Annotated in this window: 18 protein-coding genes; 10 read left to right on the top strand and 8 right to left on the bottom strand. The window is 58.7% G+C overall.

The features are described from left to right. The first annotated feature begins 6 nt into the window (after positions 1 to 6). The 8 genes from glnT to ACFQY0_RS07195 all read left to right on the top strand — a co-directional run bounded on the left by glnT (position 7) and on the right by ACFQY0_RS07195 (position 10,475). Complete coding sequence (gene glnT / locus ACFQY0_RS07230; protein WP_379710827.1) at positions 7 to 1,380, top strand: type III glutamate--ammonia ligase; 1,374 nt, start codon at positions 7 to 9, stop codon at positions 1,378 to 1,380. After that, positions 1,364 to 2,170, top strand: a complete 807-nt coding sequence (locus tag ACFQY0_RS07225; protein ID WP_379710825.1) for a creatininase family protein — start codon at positions 1,364 to 1,366, stop codon at positions 2,168 to 2,170. The genes glnT and ACFQY0_RS07225 overlap by 17 nt, the downstream gene beginning before the upstream one ends. 55 nt (positions 2,171 to 2,225) lie before the next feature. Further along, entirely contained in the window at positions 2,226 to 2,690 is a 465-nt protein-coding gene (locus ACFQY0_RS07220; protein WP_379710823.1) for a CopG family ribbon-helix-helix protein, read from the top strand. A gap of 2 nt (positions 2,691 to 2,692) precedes the next feature. After that, positions 2,693 to 3,409 (top strand): urea amidolyase associated protein UAAP1, encoded by a 717-nt coding sequence (locus ACFQY0_RS07215; RefSeq protein WP_379710821.1) that lies wholly within the window; start codon positions 2,693 to 2,695, stop codon positions 3,407 to 3,409. A gap of 5 nt (positions 3,410 to 3,414) precedes the next feature. Next, complete coding sequence (locus ACFQY0_RS07210) at positions 3,415 to 4,047, top strand: urea amidolyase associated protein UAAP2 (RefSeq protein ID WP_379711490.1); 633 nt, start codon at positions 3,415 to 3,417, stop codon at positions 4,045 to 4,047. A 4-nt stretch (positions 4,048 to 4,051) separates the two neighbouring features. After that, positions 4,052 to 7,630 carry an urea carboxylase gene (gene uca, locus ACFQY0_RS07205; RefSeq protein WP_379711489.1) on the top strand — a complete coding sequence of 1,193 codons (3,579 nt, stop codon included), beginning with the start codon at positions 4,052 to 4,054 and terminating at the stop codon, positions 7,628 to 7,630. Positions 7,631 to 7,648: 18 nt separating this feature from the next. Continuing rightward, complete coding sequence (atzF, locus tag ACFQY0_RS07200) at positions 7,649 to 9,367, top strand: allophanate hydrolase (protein WP_379710819.1); 1,719 nt, start codon at positions 7,649 to 7,651, stop codon at positions 9,365 to 9,367. Between the two features lie 73 nt (positions 9,368 to 9,440). Beyond that, complete coding sequence (locus ACFQY0_RS07195) at positions 9,441 to 10,475, top strand: alpha/beta hydrolase (protein ID WP_379710817.1); 1,035 nt, start codon at positions 9,441 to 9,443, stop codon at positions 10,473 to 10,475. Positions 10,476 to 10,500: 25 nt separating this feature from the next. Here the strand turns inward: ACFQY0_RS07195 and ACFQY0_RS07190 are convergent, their stop codons facing one another. Together ACFQY0_RS07190 and ACFQY0_RS07185 are read right to left on the bottom strand one after the other, a co-directional pair. Then, positions 10,501 to 11,916 (bottom strand): cryptochrome/photolyase family protein, encoded by a 1,416-nt coding sequence (locus ACFQY0_RS07190; protein ID WP_379710815.1) that lies wholly within the window; start codon positions 11,914 to 11,916, stop codon positions 10,501 to 10,503. A gap of 96 nt (positions 11,917 to 12,012) precedes the next feature. Further along, entirely contained in the window at positions 12,013 to 12,273 is a 261-nt protein-coding gene (locus ACFQY0_RS07185; RefSeq protein WP_379710813.1) for a hypothetical protein, read from the bottom strand. A gap of 279 nt (positions 12,274 to 12,552) precedes the next feature. Between ACFQY0_RS07185 and ACFQY0_RS07180 the strand changes: the two genes are divergently transcribed. Further along, a complete protein-coding gene (locus tag ACFQY0_RS07180) occupies positions 12,553 to 13,635 on the top strand; it encodes a DNA-directed RNA polymerase subunit alpha (RefSeq protein ID WP_379710811.1) in 1,083 nt (360 codons plus the stop codon). A gap of 21 nt (positions 13,636 to 13,656) precedes the next feature. Beyond that, complete coding sequence (gene rplQ / locus ACFQY0_RS07175) at positions 13,657 to 14,100, top strand: 50S ribosomal protein L17 (protein WP_379710809.1); 444 nt, start codon at positions 13,657 to 13,659, stop codon at positions 14,098 to 14,100. 201 nt (positions 14,101 to 14,301) lie between these two features. On the opposite strand, the gene ACFQY0_RS07170 is transcribed toward rplQ, so the two are convergent. The 6 genes from ACFQY0_RS07170 to ACFQY0_RS07145 all read right to left on the bottom strand — a co-directional run bounded on the left by ACFQY0_RS07170 (position 14,302) and on the right by ACFQY0_RS07145 (position 19,300). After that, on the bottom strand, positions 14,302 to 15,678 hold the full coding sequence (locus ACFQY0_RS07170) for a Gfo/Idh/MocA family oxidoreductase (protein ID WP_379710807.1): 1,377 nt from the start codon (positions 15,676 to 15,678) through the stop codon (positions 14,302 to 14,304). A 96-nt stretch (positions 15,679 to 15,774) separates the two neighbouring features. After that, complete coding sequence (locus ACFQY0_RS07165) at positions 15,775 to 16,206, bottom strand: molybdenum cofactor biosynthesis protein MoaE (RefSeq protein WP_379710806.1); 432 nt, start codon at positions 16,204 to 16,206, stop codon at positions 15,775 to 15,777. Positions 16,207 to 16,288: 82 nt separating this feature from the next. Beyond that, on the bottom strand, positions 16,289 to 17,107 hold the full coding sequence (locus ACFQY0_RS07160; protein ID WP_379710804.1) for an NTP transferase domain-containing protein: 819 nt from the start codon (positions 17,105 to 17,107) through the stop codon (positions 16,289 to 16,291). A gap of 54 nt (positions 17,108 to 17,161) precedes the next feature. Next, a complete protein-coding gene (gene moaC, locus ACFQY0_RS07155; protein ID WP_379710802.1) occupies positions 17,162 to 17,629 on the bottom strand; it encodes a cyclic pyranopterin monophosphate synthase MoaC in 468 nt (155 codons plus the stop codon). A gap of 4 nt (positions 17,630 to 17,633) precedes the next feature. Next, a complete protein-coding gene (locus tag ACFQY0_RS07150) occupies positions 17,634 to 18,797 on the bottom strand; it encodes a molybdopterin molybdotransferase MoeA (RefSeq protein WP_379710800.1) in 1,164 nt (387 codons plus the stop codon). After that, positions 18,797 to 19,300 carry an MOSC domain-containing protein gene (locus ACFQY0_RS07145; RefSeq protein WP_379710798.1) on the bottom strand — a complete coding sequence of 168 codons (504 nt, stop codon included), beginning with the start codon at positions 19,298 to 19,300 and terminating at the stop codon, positions 18,797 to 18,799. Before ACFQY0_RS07145 ends, ACFQY0_RS07150 begins: the two co-directional genes overlap by 1 nt. Positions 19,301 to 19,419: the final 119 nt, after the last annotated feature.

Below are 19,419 nucleotides of genomic sequence, written 5' to 3'. Positions count from 1 at the left end.
TGAAGTATGATTACGGTTCCAAATAGGGGAGAAAAGGCGGCGCTTCTGAAAGCGAAGTTGTTGGACGCGGGCGTGAAGTACTGTGTCGGGGCCTATGTCGACATCCACGGGGTGCCGAAAGGGAAATTCGTGCCGATCAGTCATTTTGAACATTTTGCCGAAGGCAGCGAACTTTACACCGGCTACGCCCTCGATGGTCTGGGTCAGAGGCCGAACGATGACGAGATCGCCTCTCTCCCGGACCTTGATGGTTGTGTGATCCTTCCATGGAATAGGGAGGTCGCTTGGTTTCCTGCAGATAATACGTTCAAGGGCGAGCCTTATGAAATCAGTACCCGCGTCGCGCTCAAAAAGCAGATCGCAAAAGCGGCGGAAATGGGCTTCGGGATGAATCTCGGTATCGAGTGTGAACTCTTCGTCGTGAAGCAGGGCGACGACGGAGGTCTGGAGATTCCGAACGATGACGACAATCTCGTGAAGTCATGCTACGACGTGAAACGCTTCATGGATCGCTACACCTGGATCGACAAGGTCTCAACGACGATCAACGACCTGGGTTGGGATCTCTATTCACTCGATCATGAGGACGCGAATTCCCAGTTTGAATTCGACTTCCAGTACTCCGACGCGCTGACAATGTGCGACCGCTACATCTTTTTCCGTCTGATGGCGAAGCAGTATGCGGCCGAAGAAGGATTGCTGGCGACCTTCATGCCGAAACCCTTCGCCGACAAGACGGGAAGTGGGGCGCATTTCAATATGTCGCTCTATGATCTGGAGAGCGGGAGGAATCTTTTCAAACGAGCGCCGGAGGATGATCCACGGGGGCTTGGCCTGAGCGAACTCGGCTATCAGTTCGTCGCCGGGATCCTCAAGCATGGCCCTGCCCTGTGTGCGGCATTCGCCCCGACGGTGAACAGTTACAAGCGCCTCGTTCGCAAAGGCCTGATGTCCTACTATTCATGGGCGCCTGTCTTCAACAGCTACGGAAAGAACAACCGCACGAATTCGGTGCGGGTGCCGATGGCTGGCGGACGTTGTGAGAGCCGCAATGCTGATGCCGCATGCAATCCCTATCTTGCGGCGACCTTGGCGCTGGCGGCGGGACTGGAAGGAATCCGTGAGGGACTTGACCCTGGACCCGCGCAGGAGATGAATCTCTATGAACTTTCGCCACAGGAGCTGGCTGCTAGGGGAATCTCGGAGTTGCCAAGAACCCTGGACGAGGCCGTGGCGGCTTTCGCGGCGGATCCCTTCGTCACCGAAGTGCTGGGGCAGGGACTGCGCGACGAATTCATCAATTACAAAAGCGAAGAATGGCGCCAGTATCATCAGCGCGTGAGTCAGTGGGAGATCGATACCTATGCGCGACTCTTCTAACAAGTCTGCGGTGATCCTCGAGAACCAGAACTGGTCCGAGATCTCAAAGCTGCAAAAGGAGCACGGTGGAATGCTTCTTCTGCCGATGGGCGCGACCGAGCAGCACGGACCTCATCTGCCGGTGGCGATGGATACCCTGCTGGTCGAGAAACTCTGCCAGAAGGTGTCGGCACGGACAGGAGTTCCGGTGATGTCGGCGCTCCGCTATACGGTTTCGCAAGGACATACGCCGAAGTGGCCCGGCACCTTCTCGCTCCGGCATGAGACTTTCATCGCGGTGCTCCGGGAGTTGGCTGGGTGGGCGGAAGCGACGGGCTGGAAACGCTTGCTGCTGGTGAATTCCCACTTTGGCAATGATGCGCCTGCGCGGGTGGCGGTGGATCAGCTCAGGCTGGAACTGATGGGGCGACTACAGGTCGGTCTGGTCCACGTGTTTCAACTCAATGACGAGATATGGAGGAGTTATACGGACGATGCCGGAGATCTTCATGCCAATCGCGCGGAGACCTCCCTGATGCTGCACCTGTGTCCCGAACTGGTCGACAGGGCGGCGATGCAGACCAGTGATGACCCGGACCGGACCGTGGAGACGGTTTTTTCCTATCCCGTCGCACAGACGAGCTTGAACGGGGTGACCGGGAGACCATCGGATGCTACGCAAGAAGAGGGCAAAGCGCTCTTCTCCGCGATGGTGGAGGCTATGATCAGGAAGGTCGCAAGCGGTGTCCGTGAGGAACCACCGCTTCCGACATCGGAGTGGGGAAATCTAGCCTCTATTCGGTATGACTAGTGTGAGGAAAAAGAAAAATCTTCATACTTGGCGCGGCCTTTGCTTTTCTCGCCCTGTGCCGCGAGATGAAAACGGAGAAAGCCTGCGCCGGGTGACGGTGTCGATGTCGGAAGACACCTTCCAGACGCTGGATCGACTGGTGAACGACCGAGGCTTTGACAGCCGGTCGCAGGGGATTGCCGAAATGATCCACAGCCAGGCAGCCGAGCATTTGGGCAAGGTGGGAACCGAGGTGATGGCTGCGAATCTGACGCTGGTTTACGATGAGTCGAAGAGCAGTTTGCTGCGCGACTTGTCGAGGATTTGTCGCGAACACATTGCCGAAGTGATCTCGTCGCAGCATGTGCTGTTGGAAGACGATCACGTGATGGAGGTGATGCTGATGCAGGGACCGGCGAAGATTTTGAGGGAGATCGCCAACGAGTTGGCGACCTGTAAGGGGGTGAAGACGGCTCAATTGACGCTCACCCCTTTCCTGATTCCTCAGGTGCATGGAAAAGGAAAGACGAACGAGTTTTAGTGATGAACCCCATATTTAGAAAAACACTGACAGGCGGAGGAATGTGGTCCGCGGTGATCGCGAAGGGGCGAAAGATCCGTCTAACAGACCTGCAAGGTCGGGCGAATGTCGGAATGCTGCTCTACAACGCGCTCGAACGGCAGGAACGCTACAACATGCCGGATACACTGAAAGGCCAGTATGTCTTCTATCTGCGTGAGCCTTACTGCCTGCACTCAGACATGGGTCGCTTGCTGGCATCGATCACGGCGGATAGCCTCGGCTGGCATGATACGGTGTGCGGACATTCCGATGCCAGGCTGGTCGCCGAGAAGTATGGTGAAAAGAATTACCAGCAGGCTGGCAACGGGTGGTTCCGCAATGGCAGGGATTGCTTCCTGATCGAACTGGCGAAATGGGGACTCGGAAAGAAGGACCTGGTGCCCAATCTGAATTTTTTCAGCAAGGTCGTCAGCAATGATGACGGGGAGCTTTCCTTCATCGAGGAACATTCCGGTCCTGGCGATTTCGTCGAGCTGCGCTTTGAAATGGACACGCTGGTGGTGCTGAATACCTGCCAGCATCCGCTCGATACGTCTCCCGTCTATCGCGAGAACGAGGTGAAGCTTGAAGTCTTCGATGGCGAGGTCGCGCAGCGAAATGATCCGAGCCTCACGGTGCGGGAGGAGAACCTCCGCGCCTGGGAGAACAATTTTAACTACCATACCCTGAGATTCTGATGTCGATGAAGGAAAGTGAACTCAACCCGAAGACTGCCGCCTTTCGCGAAACGATCCCGGCCGGTGACTGGTGGGTGCATGAGATCAAGAAAGGACAGACGCTGAGGATTCTCGATCTCGAGGGAAACCAGGCGGCGGACACCTTGTTCTTTGATGCGCATGATCCCAGTGATCGCTACAGTGCTGATCGGACGATTCAGGCGCAGCGGGCACTCTATCTAACCACCGGCACCAAGCTGATGAGCACGGAGGGAAATGTGATGCTGGAGATCGTAGCGGATACCTGTGGTAGGCACGATACCCTTGGGGGGGCTTGTTCGCGCGAGTCGAATACCATGCGCTACGCTCACGACAAGGAATGCATGCATGCCTGCCGCGACAGTTTTATTCGTGGGGCGCAGGAGTGGAATGTCGAGCTGACGAAGCGGGACATCACCTGCAACATCAACTTCTTCATGAATGTGCCGGTGACCTCTACCGGTGAATTGAGTTTTGCTGACGGCATTTCGGCACCCGGCCGGTATGTTGAAATGAAGGCGGCACGTGATGTGGTTTGTTTGATCTCAAACTGCCCGCAGCTGAACAATCCATGCAATGGCTGGAATCCAACACCGGTCGAAGTGCTGATCTGGGATTAAGATGATGAAAGGTTCGATTCTAATTGCTAACAGGGGTGAGATCGCAGTGCGCGCGATGCGGACGGTGAAGCGGCTCGGACTGAAGTCGGTCGCCGTCTATTCGGATCCGGATGTCGCGGCGCCGCATGTTGATCTCGCTGATGAAGCATTTCGCCTGGGACCGGGGCCGGTGGCGGAGAGCTATCTGCTTAAGGAAAAACTCATCGAAGTGGCCCAAGAAACCGCCGCGGTCGCGGCTTTCCCCGGTTATGGCTTGTTGAGCGAAAATACGGACTTCGCGCGAATGTGCGAGGAGGCTGGGGTGAAGTGGATGGGGCCGACTCCCGAGCAGATCATTGCCTTCGGACTGAAACATGAAGCGAGACGTCTGGCGGGTGAGGCCGGTGTGCCCCTGGTGCCGGGAACCGAACTCCTGGAGTCTGTTGAGGATGCGTTGAAGGCGGCGGAAACGATCGGTTTTCCGCTGATGCTCAAGAGCACGGCTGGCGGTGGTGGCATCGGGATGAAAGTGGTGCGCGATGAAACCGAACTGAGAAAGGAATTTGAAAGCGTGGTTCGCTTGAGCGAGCGCAGCTTCGGCTCGGGGGCGGTGTTTTTGGAACGCTTCATCGAGCGGGGCCGGCACGTCGAAGTGCAGGTGTTTGGCGATGGCAAAGGTCGCGTGCTGGCGCTGGGCGAGCGCGATTGCTCGGTGCAACGGCGGAACCAGAAAGTCTTCGAGGAAACGCCTGCGCCGGGCCTCTCGGATGAAATAAGAAAGTCGCTGCATGCGGCGGCGGTGAGTCTTTGCGAAAGCGTCAATTATCGCTCGGTCGGAACCGTCGAGTTCATCTACGACGCCGATCGTGGTGAGTTCTATTTCCTCGAAGTGAACACGCGGCTCCAGGTCGAGCACGGCGTGACGGAAATGGTGACGGGAATTGATCTGGTCGAGTGGATGCTGCGGCTGGCGCTTGATGAGAAGTGGACGATGCCTGATTGCGCACCCGAGCCAAAAGGTTGGGCGATCGAGGCACGGGTTTATGCCGAGGATCCGAATCTCGACTTCCGTCCGAGCTCGGGCCTGCTGACCGAAGTGGCCTTTCCCGAATGGACACGCTGCGATGGATGGATTGCGTCCGGCGCGGAAGTCAGTCCTTTTTACGACCCCTTGTTAGCCAAGGTGATGGTGCACGGGGAGAATCGCGACGAGGCAATCAAGCTGATTGAAAAGGCGCTTCTTGAGACGAGGATTTCCGGCATCGAGACGAATCTTCGCTACTTGCGTCAGGTTGCGGTCTGGGAACGCTTCGTTGACGGCGGAGTGGCGATGAGGGACATGGCTTCCTTCTGCTATCATCCCTCGACTATGGATGTGCTTTCGGCCGGAACGATGACAACCGTTCAGGATTTTCCGGGCCGGACTGGATACTGGGAAGTCGGGGTGCCGCCCTGTGGTCCATTTGATTCCTTGTCGTTCCGCGTGGCGAATCGTTTGGTGGGAAATGAGGAAGGGCTTCCTGGTTTGGAGATGACGATTTCCGGACCGACGCTTCGTTTCAATGTGGCTACGACCATTGCGGTGGTCGGGCCTCCGGTGCTGGTGCTGAAGAATGGCAAGGCGGTCGAGTTGAATGAAGCTCTTCAAGTCGAAGCGGGCGATGTGCTGAAGATCGGTCGACTGGAAAACCTCGGAGCGCGGGCTTATCTCGCGGTCAGGGGAGGGATCGAGTCGCCGGACTATCTCGGCAGTGCGTCGACCTTTACCCTCGGAAAATTTGGCGGTCCATTTGGTCGTGCACTGCTGCCGGGCGATGTGCTTGGCATCGTTGGCGGTGAAAGCGAGCGTTCAGGTTCTGTGATTCCAAAGCTTCCGTATGCCACGGAATGGCGAATCGGGGTGCTGTATGGTCCGCACGGTGCGCCTGACTTTTTTACGGATGAAGACATTGAAATGTTCTTCAGCACGGACTGGGAAGTTCACTACAACTCCGCGCGAACAGGGGTTCGCTTGATTGGTCCCAAGCCAAAGTGGGCACGGAAAGATGGCGGAGAAGCAGGGCTTCATCCGTCGAACCTGCATGACAATGCCTACGCGATCGGAGCGGTGGACTTCACCGGTGACATGCCGGTGATTCTTGGTCCGGATGGCCCGAGCCTCGGCGGATTCGTTTGCCCGGCAGTGGTCGTGGAGGCCGAATTGTGGAAGCTCGGCCAGTTGCGACCCGGGGACCGGATTCGCTTTGTTGCGGTGGATCAGGCTTGGGCCGGTGAGCAGCGTGAGGCGGTGGATCAGTATTTGAGCGGTGGCGTCGACTCTCTTCCCGAGCCTCGGGACGTCGGTCTAACAGCGAGTGCTTCCTGCATTCTCGACGAGTTTGGTGAGGGCGATGACCGGGTGGTGCTGAGACCTGCGGGTGATCGCTATCTGCTGATCGAATTTGGACCGCACCTTCTCGACTTGAAGCTCCGCTTCAAGGCTCACGTGGTGCATGAATGGCTGAAGAAGCAGGAGCTGGATGCGATCGTGGATCTCACGCCCGGAATCCGCTCCCTGCAGGTTCACTATGAGCCGCGAAAGATGGACCGGGATGAGCTATGGAACCTGATCCGTCGGGGAATTGAGTCCTTGCCGCCGCTGGAAGAGATCGAAGTGCCGGCCCGAGTGGTGCACATGCCCTTGAGCTGGGATGATCCGAGCACCCGAGAGGCGATCCGGCGTTACACGCAGAGCGTGAATCCGAAGGCACCGTGGTGTCCGAGCAATCTTGAGTTCATCCGTCGGATCAACGGGCTCGAGTCGATCGATGAAGTGAAGCGGATCTTCTTTGATGCCTCGTATCTGGTGATGGGGCTCGGAGATGTCTATCTCGGTGCACCGGTCGCGACCCCGCTGGATCCGCGCCACCGGATGGTAACGACCAAGTATAACCCGGCCCGCACCTGGACGCCCGAAAACGCTGTGGGGATTGGCGGAGCTTACCTCTGCATCTACGGCATGGAAGGTCCGGGTGGCTATCAATTTACAGGTCGCACCGTTCCCGTCTGGAACCGCTGGCGGAAGACCGATGACTTTGAACAACCGTGGCTGCTGCGCTTCTTCGACCAACTTCGCTTCTATGAAGTCAGCGCGGAGGAACTGATGGAGCTGCGCGAGTCGGTCCCCTTGGGGCGGCATCGCTTGAAAATCGAGCAGACAAGCTTCCGCTTTGCGGACTACGAGGCCTTTCTCGAAAAGCAGTCGGATGAGATCGAGGCTTTCCGGACAATGCAGCGTCAGGCATTTCAAGAAGAACGGGAACGCTGGGAAGCGGCAGGTCTGAATATGGAAGAGGCCTTCGAAGCGGTCGAGGAAGAGACGCCGGATGTCGTCATTCCGGATGATTGCTTCGCTCTTGAAAGTCCGGTGACCGGCAGCGTCTGGAAAATCGAGGCAGCTGCGGGCGATTCCATGAAGGCTGGTGCTTCATTGATGATACTGGAAGCGATGAAGATGGAGATCCCCGTCGATGCCGACGAAGCACTGGAGCTCGTCGAACTGCTGGTGAATGAGGGAGATTCGGTGAAAGCCGGGCAGGCACTGGCGGTGGTGAAGGCAATCTAACAAATACCAATCTTAGACATGACAATTGAGGATCTGATCAAGCGCTACGAAGCCGGTGAGACACCCGTCGAGGTGATGGAATCGGTGTGGCAGCGGATTGCCGAGTGGGATGATCCTGCGATGTTCATTCATCTGCCCGAGTGGGAGGAAATGAAGATGATCGCGGCCGAGGTGGAGAAGATGCCGAAGGACCTGCCGCTCTGGGGGGTGCCCTTCGTGGTGAAGGACAATATCGATGTGGCGGGCTGGCCGACGACTGCGGCGTGTCCCGGGTTTGCCTACACGCCCGATGAGGATGCGAGCGTCGTCCGCTTGTTGCGGGAGGCGGGGGCGATTCCGGTGGGGAAGGCGAATCTTGATCAGTTTGCAACCGGTCTGGTGGGGACGCGTTCGCCCTATGGCGTGGCGAGGAATGCGGTGGCACCGGGATGGTTGCCAGGAGGGTCGAGTTCCGGAAGTGCATCCGCCGTGGCGGCAGGGATTGCCGTTTTTTCTCTGGGAACGGACACGGCGGGATCAGGTCGGGTGCCTGCGGCCTTTCAGGAACTTATCGGGTGGAAACCCACACGTGGACGGCTCAGTACGAAGGGCGTCGTACCTGCCTGTCGATCACTCGACTGCGTGTCGGTCTTCGCGAACAACACGTCCGACGCTGCGCGAGTGATGTCAGTCGCAGGAAAGTTCGATGAAGAGGATCCATGGTCGAGAGAGGTGAAAGGATCCGGCTTGAAGGGGAGGCGAGTCGGCGTCCCGAGCGGACTGGATTTCAGTGGCGACCCCGACACGCCGGGTTTGTTTGATGGAGCTGTCGAAAAGCTCAAGAGCCTGGGCTACGAAGTGGTATCAATTGATCCGACGCCCTTTGTCGAAGCGGCGAAGTTGCTCTACGAAGGTCCCTGGGTCGCCGAGCGCTGGGCGGCGGTGGGGGAATTCGTTTCATCGAATGCCGATGAAGTCCATCCCGTGACCCGCAAGATCCTCGAAGGTTCCCAGGGTTGGCAGGCGGCGGATTTGTTCAAGGCACAGGACAAGCTCAAGTGCTTTGCCAGACACGCTGATGCTGTCTGGAAAGAGGTGGATCTTCTGTTGTTGCCGACGACACCGTGTCTTTACAGGGTCGAAGAAGTGCTCGAAGAGCCTTTCGGGACGAATGCGACCCTTGGCCGTTACACGAATTTCATGAACCTGCTCGACCTTTGCGCCGTCGCTCTGCCAGCAGGGCGGGCGAGAGGAGGGGAGGTGCCCTGGGGGGTGACCTTGGCGGCTCCTGCGGGAATGGACGAGGGATTGTTAGACCTGGCCGCACTGATGAATGGGGAGGCTGTCCATGAGCGACCATCAGAGAAGATTCCGGTGGTGGTTTGCGGGGCGCACCTTGAAGGACTGCCGCTTCACTGGCAGCTTTCGGATCGTCATGCCGAACTTGTTAGGCGGGGGAAAACCGCACCGGCCTACCGGATGTTCGCGATGCCAGCGGGCGACGGCTTTCCTGAGCGACCGGCGATGATTCGTGAGGATGGCGGCGGTTGCTCGATTGAAGTCGAGGTGTGGGCATTGGCGCCGGCGGACTTCGGCGACTTCGTGGCCAAAATTCCGGGTCCACTCGGGATTGGAAAAATCGAGATGGAGGACGGCGAGGAACTCCCGGGATTCATCGCTGAGCCACGGGCGACCGAAGGTGCCGAGGAAATTTCCCGTTTCGGGGGCTGGAAGAGCTGGATGGCATCGCGTGCCTAGTGGAGGTCAGCTGACACAGGAGGCGAATGAAGTGGCTGGGCAAGGTGCCTGTCAGTCCTTTATGAAGGATTTCATGAAATCGTTGCTGGTCCTCATTTTGCCACTTTTGATGAACCCTGTCTTCGGACGGAGTTGGACGAATACCGAAGGTCGCGTCATTGAGGCGGACCTGATCGGGGTCAAGGGCGACAAGGTCGTGCTGAGCATGAAGGGGAAGGAGTATGAGATTCCATTGGCTTCACTCTCAGAAGAGGACCAAACCTTTGCTCAGGAAGAGGTCGATCGATTGGAAAAGGAGCGCTTGGAGTCGGCGAAAAAGTTCATGGGGCAGGAGCTGGTTCCCGGGCAGACCATCACCTTCGAGTTCCCACTTTCCCCCGAGAATCAGGAGCTGGCGAAGAACCGCCCGAAGGGATGGAAGGATTCCTTCGCCGGACGTTATGGAGGAGACTGGATCAAGAAGCTCGGTGAGCCGCGCGAACTGAGCACAATCAATGTCTACCTCGGCGTACCCAAGAACTTCGATCCGGTCAAAGGGTGTCCGGTTTTCGTCCAGTGGACGACCAGCGACCGGCAGAGCAACGTCGCGGGTGCGAAGAGCTACTGGGATACCTGCAACGAAAAGGGATGGATGCTGGTGAGCGTTGATGGAGCACCCGACTCGAAGGCCCTGTGGACGAACGCGGTGTTTCTCGCAGGCATCAAGGAGTTCTTTGAGCAACTCCACGCGAAGTATCCGGGCTCAGAGCAGTGGACGATTGCCACCGGCGGCTTCTCCGGGGGTTCAAAGATTTGTCAGTGGATGGGCGGTTTGATGAGCGGGCTGGAAGGTGTGGATGTGAAGGGATACTGGATCGGCGGCTGCAATGAGGCGCGCTTCGACTACGCGGCTGAAGATCTCGATGTAAGCAAGAAGGCTTATCGATCGGCGAAAGCCTACATCAGTTCCGGAGAAAGCGATCGTCTCGTGAACAAGGGACACCGGGATGAAGTGGAGAAAGGCTGCAAGGAGGGCGGTTTCGCTGAGGTCCGTTCGGAGGTCTACTCTGGTGGACACAGCATCAGTCAGGAGCAGTTTGCCGAGGCTTTGGACTGGTTTTTGGAATAGGTGCCATCCGGAGAGCGATCAGCTGCTATCGACCGGAGGACTGCTTGTGCTTCTTGAAGATCGAGAGGGTCCGTTCGCGCTCGGCCTTGTGATCGACACAGGGGAGGGGGTAGTCGGACGCGATCGGTTTTCCGTCTGCGGGTGGCTCCATTAACTGCTTGGCGGGGACGTCCTTGAGCTCGGGCACCCAGCGCTTGATGTATTCGCCTTTGGGGTCGTAGCGCTTGGTCTGCGACCAGGGGTTCTGAATGCGAAAGTAGGGGGCGGCATCCGCACCGGTGCCGGCCGACCATTGCCAGCCGCCGTTGTTTGAGGCGATCTCGCCGTCGGTAAGCTGCTGCATGAAGAACTGCTCGCCGAGCCGCCAATCGATGTGCAGGTCCTTGGTGAGAAACATCGCGACGATCATGCGGACGCGGTTGTGCATGAATCCGGTGGCGCGAAGCTCGCGAATCCCGGCATCAATGATCGGGAAGCCGGTGCGTCCCTCTTTCCAGGCTGCGAAGGTTTCGCCTGGCTCATCCCAAGGCAGTCCACGCCAATCCCTGTTGAACTCCTTTTCCAGCACCTCCGGGTAGTGGTGGAGAATGGCCATGTAAAATTCCCGCCAGGCGAGCTCTTTGATGAACGTCTGCACGCCCTCGGATTCGGATGGTTTCTCCAGAAGCTCTGCAGCTTTGGCGTAGACGGTCCGGGGCGAAATCAGGCCGAAGCGCAGGTCCTGAGAGATTCGGGTGGTGCCCGAAATGGAGGGGATGTCGCGATGGTCCTTGTAGTGGGCGAGGCGTTCTTCCAGCGCGCGACCAAGCCGGTTGTGGGCGGCCTTTTCGCCCGCTTCGAGGATCTCCTCGCCCGCTTCAGGGAGCTTCCAGTGAGCAAGCGTGGGGAGCCCGTCGGAAGGGATGTCGTCCGGAGTGCCGAGCGATCGAGGTTTCGGGAAAGGCTCGGGCTTTTCGAGACCGAGCCAGTTCTTGCTGTAGGGAGTGAAGACTCGGTAAGGGTCGCCACTCTGGGTCAGGACCTCATGGGGGGCGTGCAGCGTGACGTCGTGGTAGCCGTGGCAGGCGAGACCGCGGGATTCGCAGGCTGCTTTGAGACGTTCCTCCGTCGACTTTCCGTAGGGATCCGGGTCCTCATTGTAAAAAATGGCCCTAGCACCCGATTCATCAACCAGCTCGAGAAGGGCCTCCACGGCGTCTCCCGAGCGGAGAATCAGTCGACCCCCGACGGTCTGAAGGTTCTTGTCGAGTGAGGCCAGAGCTTCGCAGAGGAACTTCTGCCGATTGGGGCCGGTCCAGTGATGCTGACCTGTCCAGTTGCTAAGCAGATAGCTTGGAATCACCCGTTCTGCTGATTTGGCAGCGTGGTAGAGGCCCGGATTATCAAGGATTCGCAGATCCCGGCGGAACCAATGGATGGCGAGAGGGTGTTCCCGAGGCATGGGCCGAATGGAAGCCGGGAATCATCGCGCACAAGTACGATTTTCGTCAGCCGGTCCGCAGGGGGACGGCTGACTGCGACCTCGTGAGGTCGTGGCTCAGGCCTTATCGAGAATTTTGTCGACCTTGCGAACCGTGGTGTCGCTGAGCTTGCCCTGAACCAAGCGAGACTTGGCGACCGTGGCCTTGATATCCTCCAAGGCCGCTTCCGCAGCTTTCAAGGACTTCCTTCCACCACCGTAGCTCTTGTCAGAGAAATATTTGGTGAAGGTCGCACCTCCGCGGCTGATGCAGAGGCGCCATCCTTGGAAGGCGGTGTTCTCATAGGTGAATCGAGTGAGGTTCCGCTTTGATTTCATTTCAGGTTCTTTTCTTTTGGTAAGAGTATTCATGGGGAACAATGCCACGTGCTTTCGCTGATGGCTACCTGAAATTTGTTTGAGAAAAGTTAGGTTTCGACTCTAACACCTGAAATTAAGGTGAAATCGGGTGAAAATTTTCTTTGCCAATCCCCGGGGCATCCCCTTAAGTCCCGCCCGCGCAAGCCTCAACGAACCGCCGTAGGTCCTCCTGGCAGCCCTCTTTTTGGGGAATCTGCCATATGCGCTGGAGGGAAACCCGGCAAATCGATCAACCATATGTCAGCTGTTAAACTGTCTCGTTTCGAGATCCCTAACCGCCTCGTTCGCAACGAGGATACCGCCACCGACGTCTACGCCCAGTTCACCGCCGAGCCTTTCGAGCGTGGATACGGCCACACCCTCGGTAACTCGCTCCGCCGCGTGCTTCTTGGCTCCCTCGAAGGTGCCTCGATCACTTCCGTCCGCATCGCTGGCGTGCAGCACGAATTTTCCAGCCTCCCAGGCGTGGTGGAAGATGTCACCGACATCATCCTCAACCTCAAGAAGGTGAAGTTCAAACACCACGACAAGGAGTCCCGCATCCTCACCATCAAGGTCGAGCGCGACGGTGTGGTGACCGCTGGTGACATCCAGGAAGACAACATTTACGAAGTGGTCAACAAGGACCAGGTCATCTGCCACCTCGACAAGAAGGTGAAGTTCGACTGCGAATTCGAAATCCGCGTCGGCCGCGGTTTCTCCACCGGTGACGAAAACAAGCGCAAGGATCAGCCGATCGGCGTGATCGCGATTGACTCGATCTTCTCGCCTGTGACCCGCGTCAAGTATGCGGTGGACAGCACTCGTGTGGGACAGATGACCGATTACGACAAGCTCGTGCTCGATATCTGGACCGATGGTCGTGTGACACCTCAGGACGCCCTCCTTCAAGCTTCCGCCATCCTTCGCCACCACCTCGACGTGTTCGTCAACTACGACGAAAACGCCGTGGACTTCGAAGAAGCACCAGCAGAGACCAGCGAAGAGAACGCGGCTCTCAAGAAGCTCCTCAACATGTCGGTCAACGAAATCGAACTTTCGGTTCGTGCCGCCAACTGCCTCAACAACGCGAACATCACCTCGGTCGGCCAGCTGGCCATGAAGAGCGAGGCAGAGATGCTCAAATACCGCAACTTCGGCAAGAAGTCGCTCAACGAAATCAAGGACAAGCTTTCCGAACTCGGCCTCGGCCTCGGAATGTCTCTCGATCCATCGTTGCTCTCCGGCCCTGTTGCCGCAGCTCGTGCCCCACGCCTTGGTGTGGAAGACGAAGCTCCGGTCGGCCTTGCCGACTTGATCGCCCAGAACCTCGACGACTAACTTTAAAGAAGGGAACACCCGATGAGAAATCGCAACAAGACCGCACAACTCAAACGCACCGCGTCGCATCGCCGCGCTTTGCTCGCCAACATGGCCTGCAGCCTGATCGAACACGGAGCAATTCGCACCACCCTCGGAAAGGCCAAGGCACTTCGCCCGGTCGCCGAGAAAATGGTAACACTTGGCAAGAAGGGCGACCTTCACGCCCGCCGTCAGGCCGTGGCTTTCCTCCGTCATAAGGACGTGGTGAAGCAACTGTTCGAAGTGGTGGCACCTGCCGCTGCCGACCGCGAAGGTGGCTACTGCCGCATCACCAAGCTTGGACCACGTCTGACCGACGCCGCACCGATGGCCATCATCGAGTTCGTCGATCGCGTGATCGAGAAGGACGAAGAAGTGGTGGAAGACACCACCGATGACGCTGTCGAAGTGGAGGCCGAAAAGGTCGAAGCCAAGGCGGAGTAAATCTTCGGCTCAACTGATTTGAAAACGCCCGCAGGTTTCGCCTGCGGGCGTTTTTTCGTATGGAGTGGCACGCTCACCGTGCGCCATGGGTGGGAGAGGCGACTTTCAGTCGCCAGCCTTGGGTGAAATGGACACGAAAAACCCGGCACTAGGTGCCGGGTTTCCATGAGTTGCGTCGTCCTGAGACTCGCTTGGTGGAGTTCAGAGTTTATAGAACTCCTCCCAACCCTTGCGCGGCGCGGGATCGAGGAGGGCTTGGGCGGTGTCGTTGTTGGTGATCTTGTTCGTTTCGCGATCGAACTCGATGGTGCCACCAAAGCGTTGGGCGAGGATGCCGAGGGTAAAGACCTGGGTGAGCGGACCGCTGACACTGAAGGGCGAGCGGGCTTCTTCCTCGCCTTTGCAGGCGAGCAGGAAGTTCGCATAATGATTGGAAGCCTTGTTGGTGAAGCGGGGAAGGTCTCTGCGGATCTCCATGAATTTCTCGCGAGGCACGACTTGAAGCACGGTCGCGTGGCTCTCTCCTTTGAACGTGAGCTCCTCGCCGTAGATGATCTTGCCGGGCTTGCTGGTGTTGAGATCGCCAAGCTCCGGCTCGACCTCGGGTTTGTTCGCCACACCATCGAGCCAGGTGACGTCGCAGGCCGGCATGCCTTCGCGCTCGGGGAATTTGAATTTGATGGTCGATTCCTGCGGGTAGACGAGCGGATTGGCTCCTTCGCGTTTGACGGCCTCGATCGATGATGGCAGGCCGAGTTTGAGGAAACGGTGGGAAGTATCGAGGATGTGCGGACCCCAGTCACCGAAGGCACCACAGCCGTAATCGAACCAACTCCGCCATTCCTGTGGGTGGAGCTTGTCGCTGAAGGGGTGCTCGGGGGCGGGACCAACCCAGGTGTCCCAATCCATGCCTTTGGGCAGCGGTTGGCTTGGGTATTCCTTGACGGAAGCGCCCCAGCCGTGCCAGCGCCGCGGGGAGTTCATGTAGGCGGTGATTCGGGTGACGTTCTTGATCACGCCGGCCTCGCTCCACGCCTTGTATTGGAAATAGTTGCCTCCGGAGTGCCCTTGGTTGCCCATCTGGGTGACCACCCCGCTCTTTTCCGCCAGGGCCATGAGACGCTCGCACTGGCCGAAGCTGTGGGCGAGGGGCTTCTCGACGTAGACGTGCTTGCCAAGTGACATGGCAAGCATCGCCATGCAGAAATGAGCGTGATCGGGAGTGCCGATGAGGACGGCATCGATCTCGTCGGCCATCTTGTCGAACATCACGCGGAAGTCGGTGAACTTCCTGGCTTTCGGATGGGCGGCTTGTGAGGCCTGAGTGTGCTTGCCCTCCAGGTCGACATCGCAGAGGGCCACGACGGTGCAGTGGCCGGAGTCCGCCATGGTTTTGAGGTCGCGTTCCCCTTGGTTTCCGATGCCGATGCAGGCGAGTCGTACTTGCTGGCTTGGAGGAAGTTTTCCTCCACTCGCCTGGCCGAGCGCGATGTGCGCGGGGAGGATGGAAAGGGAGCCGAAAATCGCCGACTTTTTGAGGAAGTCGCGACGGGTAGACGAACTAGGTTTTTGAGTCATGATTCTGTTTCTATGAAGTGGGTGTCGTGGCCGCGAGCGAAAGTTGCCGGTGAGCTGTCATGTAAACACGTGACAGGTGCCGGCATGGAGCGCTCTTTAATGGGAGTGCTCGGCGCAGTGGTCGCAACGCACCCAGCCACTACTGCCATCGGCAAAGTATTCTTTCTTCCAGACCGGGACCCGAGCTTTGACTTCGTCGATGATGTAGCGGCAGGCATCGAAGGCGGCGTCGCGGTGGTGGGCGGAAACGCTGACAACCACCGCAAGTCCGCCGATCTCGACGGAGCCGGTGCGGTGGACGCAGGCGGCGTGAACGATCTCGAACTTCTCGTGGGCTTCCTCAATGATGCGCCTTCCTTCCTTCTCGGCGAGCAGCGGGTAAGCTTCGTATTCGAGGCGCTCGACGGCGCGTCCCTGGTGGTGGTTTCGGACCCAGCCTTCGAAGGAGGCGAAGCCGCCCGAGGCGGGGTCGAGGACCTGTTCACGGATGGCGCTGGGATCGAGGGGGGCGGCGGAGATTTGGAACATGGAAACTTTCAATCTTAAACTCCAATTGAGAACTGGTGAGCTGGGTTTGAAGTTTAATATTTGAGGTTTGGAGTTTTGAAATTTAGCCGCCGGCGACGGGCGGGATGAAAACGATTTCGTCGTTGGGCTGGAGGCGGGTGTTCCATTCGCAGAAGTCGCCATTGCGGGCGCAGCGGAGAGAGTCGAGCTTCAGGCTGAGACGGTGACGGAAGGAAAGTTCGTCGTAGAGGCCGGCGGCGGTGCAGGCGAGGGTCTCGACTTGCTCTTCGTCGAGTCCGCGCTCTTCGCGGAGCTTGGCGAAGTAGAGGACTTTGACGGACTTGTTAGAGACGCCCTCGGTGATCTTGGCGAAGGCCTCCTCGAGATCGGCCGGGGTGTTGGCATTGTCGAGGGCGGCGGGGGTTGGGAGATCGAGGGATTTGGGATGAAGGGCCTCGAGGAAATGGCGGGCGCAGTACTCGTTGCTGGCGAGGGAGGAAGATGCCTTTGTTAGGGCGCTGCTTTCGTAGATGGCGCAGAGCGGTTCGGGGCGGGCGTCGATGCGGCTTTTGAAACAGGTCGCGGACTGATCGGGGCTGTGGGCGTTGATGAGTTGCTCGATGGTCGCTTTGTCTAACAGAAAGAGATCGCAGCCGATGAGAAGGACGGCTTCGGCCGGGTAGGCTTGATGAAAGCTGGCGAGGGCGCCGAGGGGTCCGTCGCCGGGATTGAGGTCGGGAAGGACCGGGATGCCGGAGGGGACGATCTCGGGGGAGTTGGTGGAGACCAGGATGTCACCGGAAATCGACTGGGCGAGGGCGATGATGTGATCGAGTTGGCGGGTGCCGTCGGGACGCTCGATGAGCGCCTTGTCGCGGCCCATGCGTTTGCTTTTGCCGCCGGCGAGAATGAGGATTTTCATTGGATAGGGCGCTTGGGCTCCGAGGCGCGACAGAGTCGCGCGGTCCATGCTTGTTCAGGCTCGGTAATCGGACTTGCCTCCGGTCTTTTCCAAGAGTCGAACCTGGCTGATGACGATCGCGGGGTCGAGGGCCTTGCACATGTCGTGCAGGGTGAGGGCGGCGATGCTGGCTCCTGTTAGGGCTTCCATTTCGACGCCGGTCTTGCCGGTGGTCTTGGCGGTGCAGCGGATGATGGCGGTGTTGTTTTCGAAGGTGATGTCGATACCGACCTTATCCAGCGGGAGCGGATGGCAGAGCGGGATGAGGTTGCTCGTTTGCTTGGCACCCATCACACCGGCGAGGATCGCGGTTTGGAAGACGGGGCCTTTTTTCGAAACGAGATCGGAGCCGTCGAACTGCGCGGCGACGGCGTCGTTGACGGTGACCAGGGCTTCGGCGGTCGCGATGCGTTCGGTGATCGCCTTGCCGGAGACGTCGACCATGGCGGCCTTGTTAGAGGAATCGATGTGGGAGAGGGACATGGGCTCAGGCGGTGAAAGGATAGAAGTCGAGCGGGCTTTCGGGATCGAAGTCGGGGGCGGATGGGATTTCCAGAACACCGACGGCGCCGGCGATCGATGAGAAGTCGCCGGAGTTTCCGGGAGGCAGCGGGTTGCGCCGGTTTCCGAGGGGGAGGAGCCAGGTCAGTTTGCTGAGCGGCACGATGTCCTCGGGGGGCATGGTTCGGCGTTTGGGGTTGGGGAGTCCCTGAAGTTGGTTGAGGGCCGGACGGACGAAACGGGTGAAGGTGGCGAGCACCGAGACAGGATTGCCGGGGAGGGCAAAGACATCGGGCGGGCCGGGCCAGAAGGCGAGCGGCTTGCCGGGGCGGAGGGAGACTCCGTGGAAAGAAGGAGCACCGAGCCGGTCTTCTAACAGCGGACGGATGAAGTCCTTTTTGCCCTTCGAGATGCCGCCGATGGTGATCAGCATGTCGACAGAATCGAGCGCCTGATCGAGGAGCCGGCCGAGCTCGGCTTCATCGTCACTGGCGTGCTGTTGGAACTCGATCGGGATGCCGTGGTAGTCGAGGATCGCGGCAAGGGTGGAGCCATTCGATCGACGGATCTGCCATGGTTCGGGAATGGCAGCGGGGTGGATCGCTTCGTCGCCGGTGGTGAGAATGCCGATCTTCGGTCGGCGGGGGACAGTGAGGGTGGTTTGGCCGACAGAGGCGGCGATGGCGATTTCCGGGGCACCGATGGTGACGCCGGCGGGCACGAGGGTGGCCCCTGAACGGGCATCGGAGCCGAGCGGGTGAATGAACTGGCCGGGCTTGAATGAGCCCATAATTTTGCTGAGGTCGGGCGAGAGTTGCTCGTAGGGGACGATGGTATCGCAGTCGTCGGGAACAATCGCGCCGGTCATGATTTCCCAGGCATGGCCGGGTGGTAGTGGGCCGGGGCTGGGAACGCCGGCGGGGTGGAGTCCGGCAATCTTGATCGGGCCCTCGGCGGAAATGGTGGTGGCCTTGAAGGCGATGCCGTCCATCATCGAGCGGTTGTAGGGCGGGAGTGCTCGGTCGGCGAGGATCGGGGATAGCAGCCGACGTCCAACAGCTCGGGAGAGCGGCACGTTTTCGGCAGGCAGCATGGTCAGGGACGAACTGATGCGAGCGTCGGCTTCGGCGGGTGGGATAAGTTCGTTCATCAGGAGTTGGGAAAGAGATCATCGACGAGGAGATCGGCGGCTCCAAGGCAAAGTTCGCCGTCTTCGAGGATTCGGCAGCGCAGTCCGCCGCGGCCTTTCATGAGGTCTTCGGTGCCTTCCTTGCCGCAGGCCTTGTCCATCCAGTAGCAGGGGCGGCATTCTTCGGATCCTTTGAGAAGGATGCCGTTGAGGCGGAAGGTTTTTCCGATCAGAGCATTGAGGTCGAGGCCTTCGACAACGACGTTGCGGCGGAAGGCTCCGGCGGGGAGATCGGGGTTTTCCGAGTATGCGCGAATGTCATCGATCACCCTCTGGTCGATCAGGGTGAGTTGACCTTTGTAGTCGTCCTTCCAATCATAGAAACGGTCGCCGGGAATGCCACGGCCAGCGACGAGCTTGATGGATTCGTGGGAAATGATCTCGTTCGTTCCGGCGGGTTTTTCGTGGTGCCCAAAATAGTTGTGGCCCGGTGAGGTGAAGAGATGATGGATGGTGGCGGTCATGGGGTTTCAATTTTCCAAGGATCAAGCACCAATGATCAATGGAAGAGAGGTAGAAGATGAATTGGGATCCGTTGGAGGTGGAATGGCTTTCGAGAGGAGTTTGACGGATGCGACGAGAA

The sequence above is a fragment of the Haloferula chungangensis genome (genome assembly GCF_042664875.1).
Lineage (GTDB): Bacteria > Verrucomicrobiota > Verrucomicrobiia > Verrucomicrobiales > Akkermansiaceae > Haloferula > Haloferula chungangensis.
This window is presented reverse-complemented; position numbering and strand designations above follow the sequence as displayed.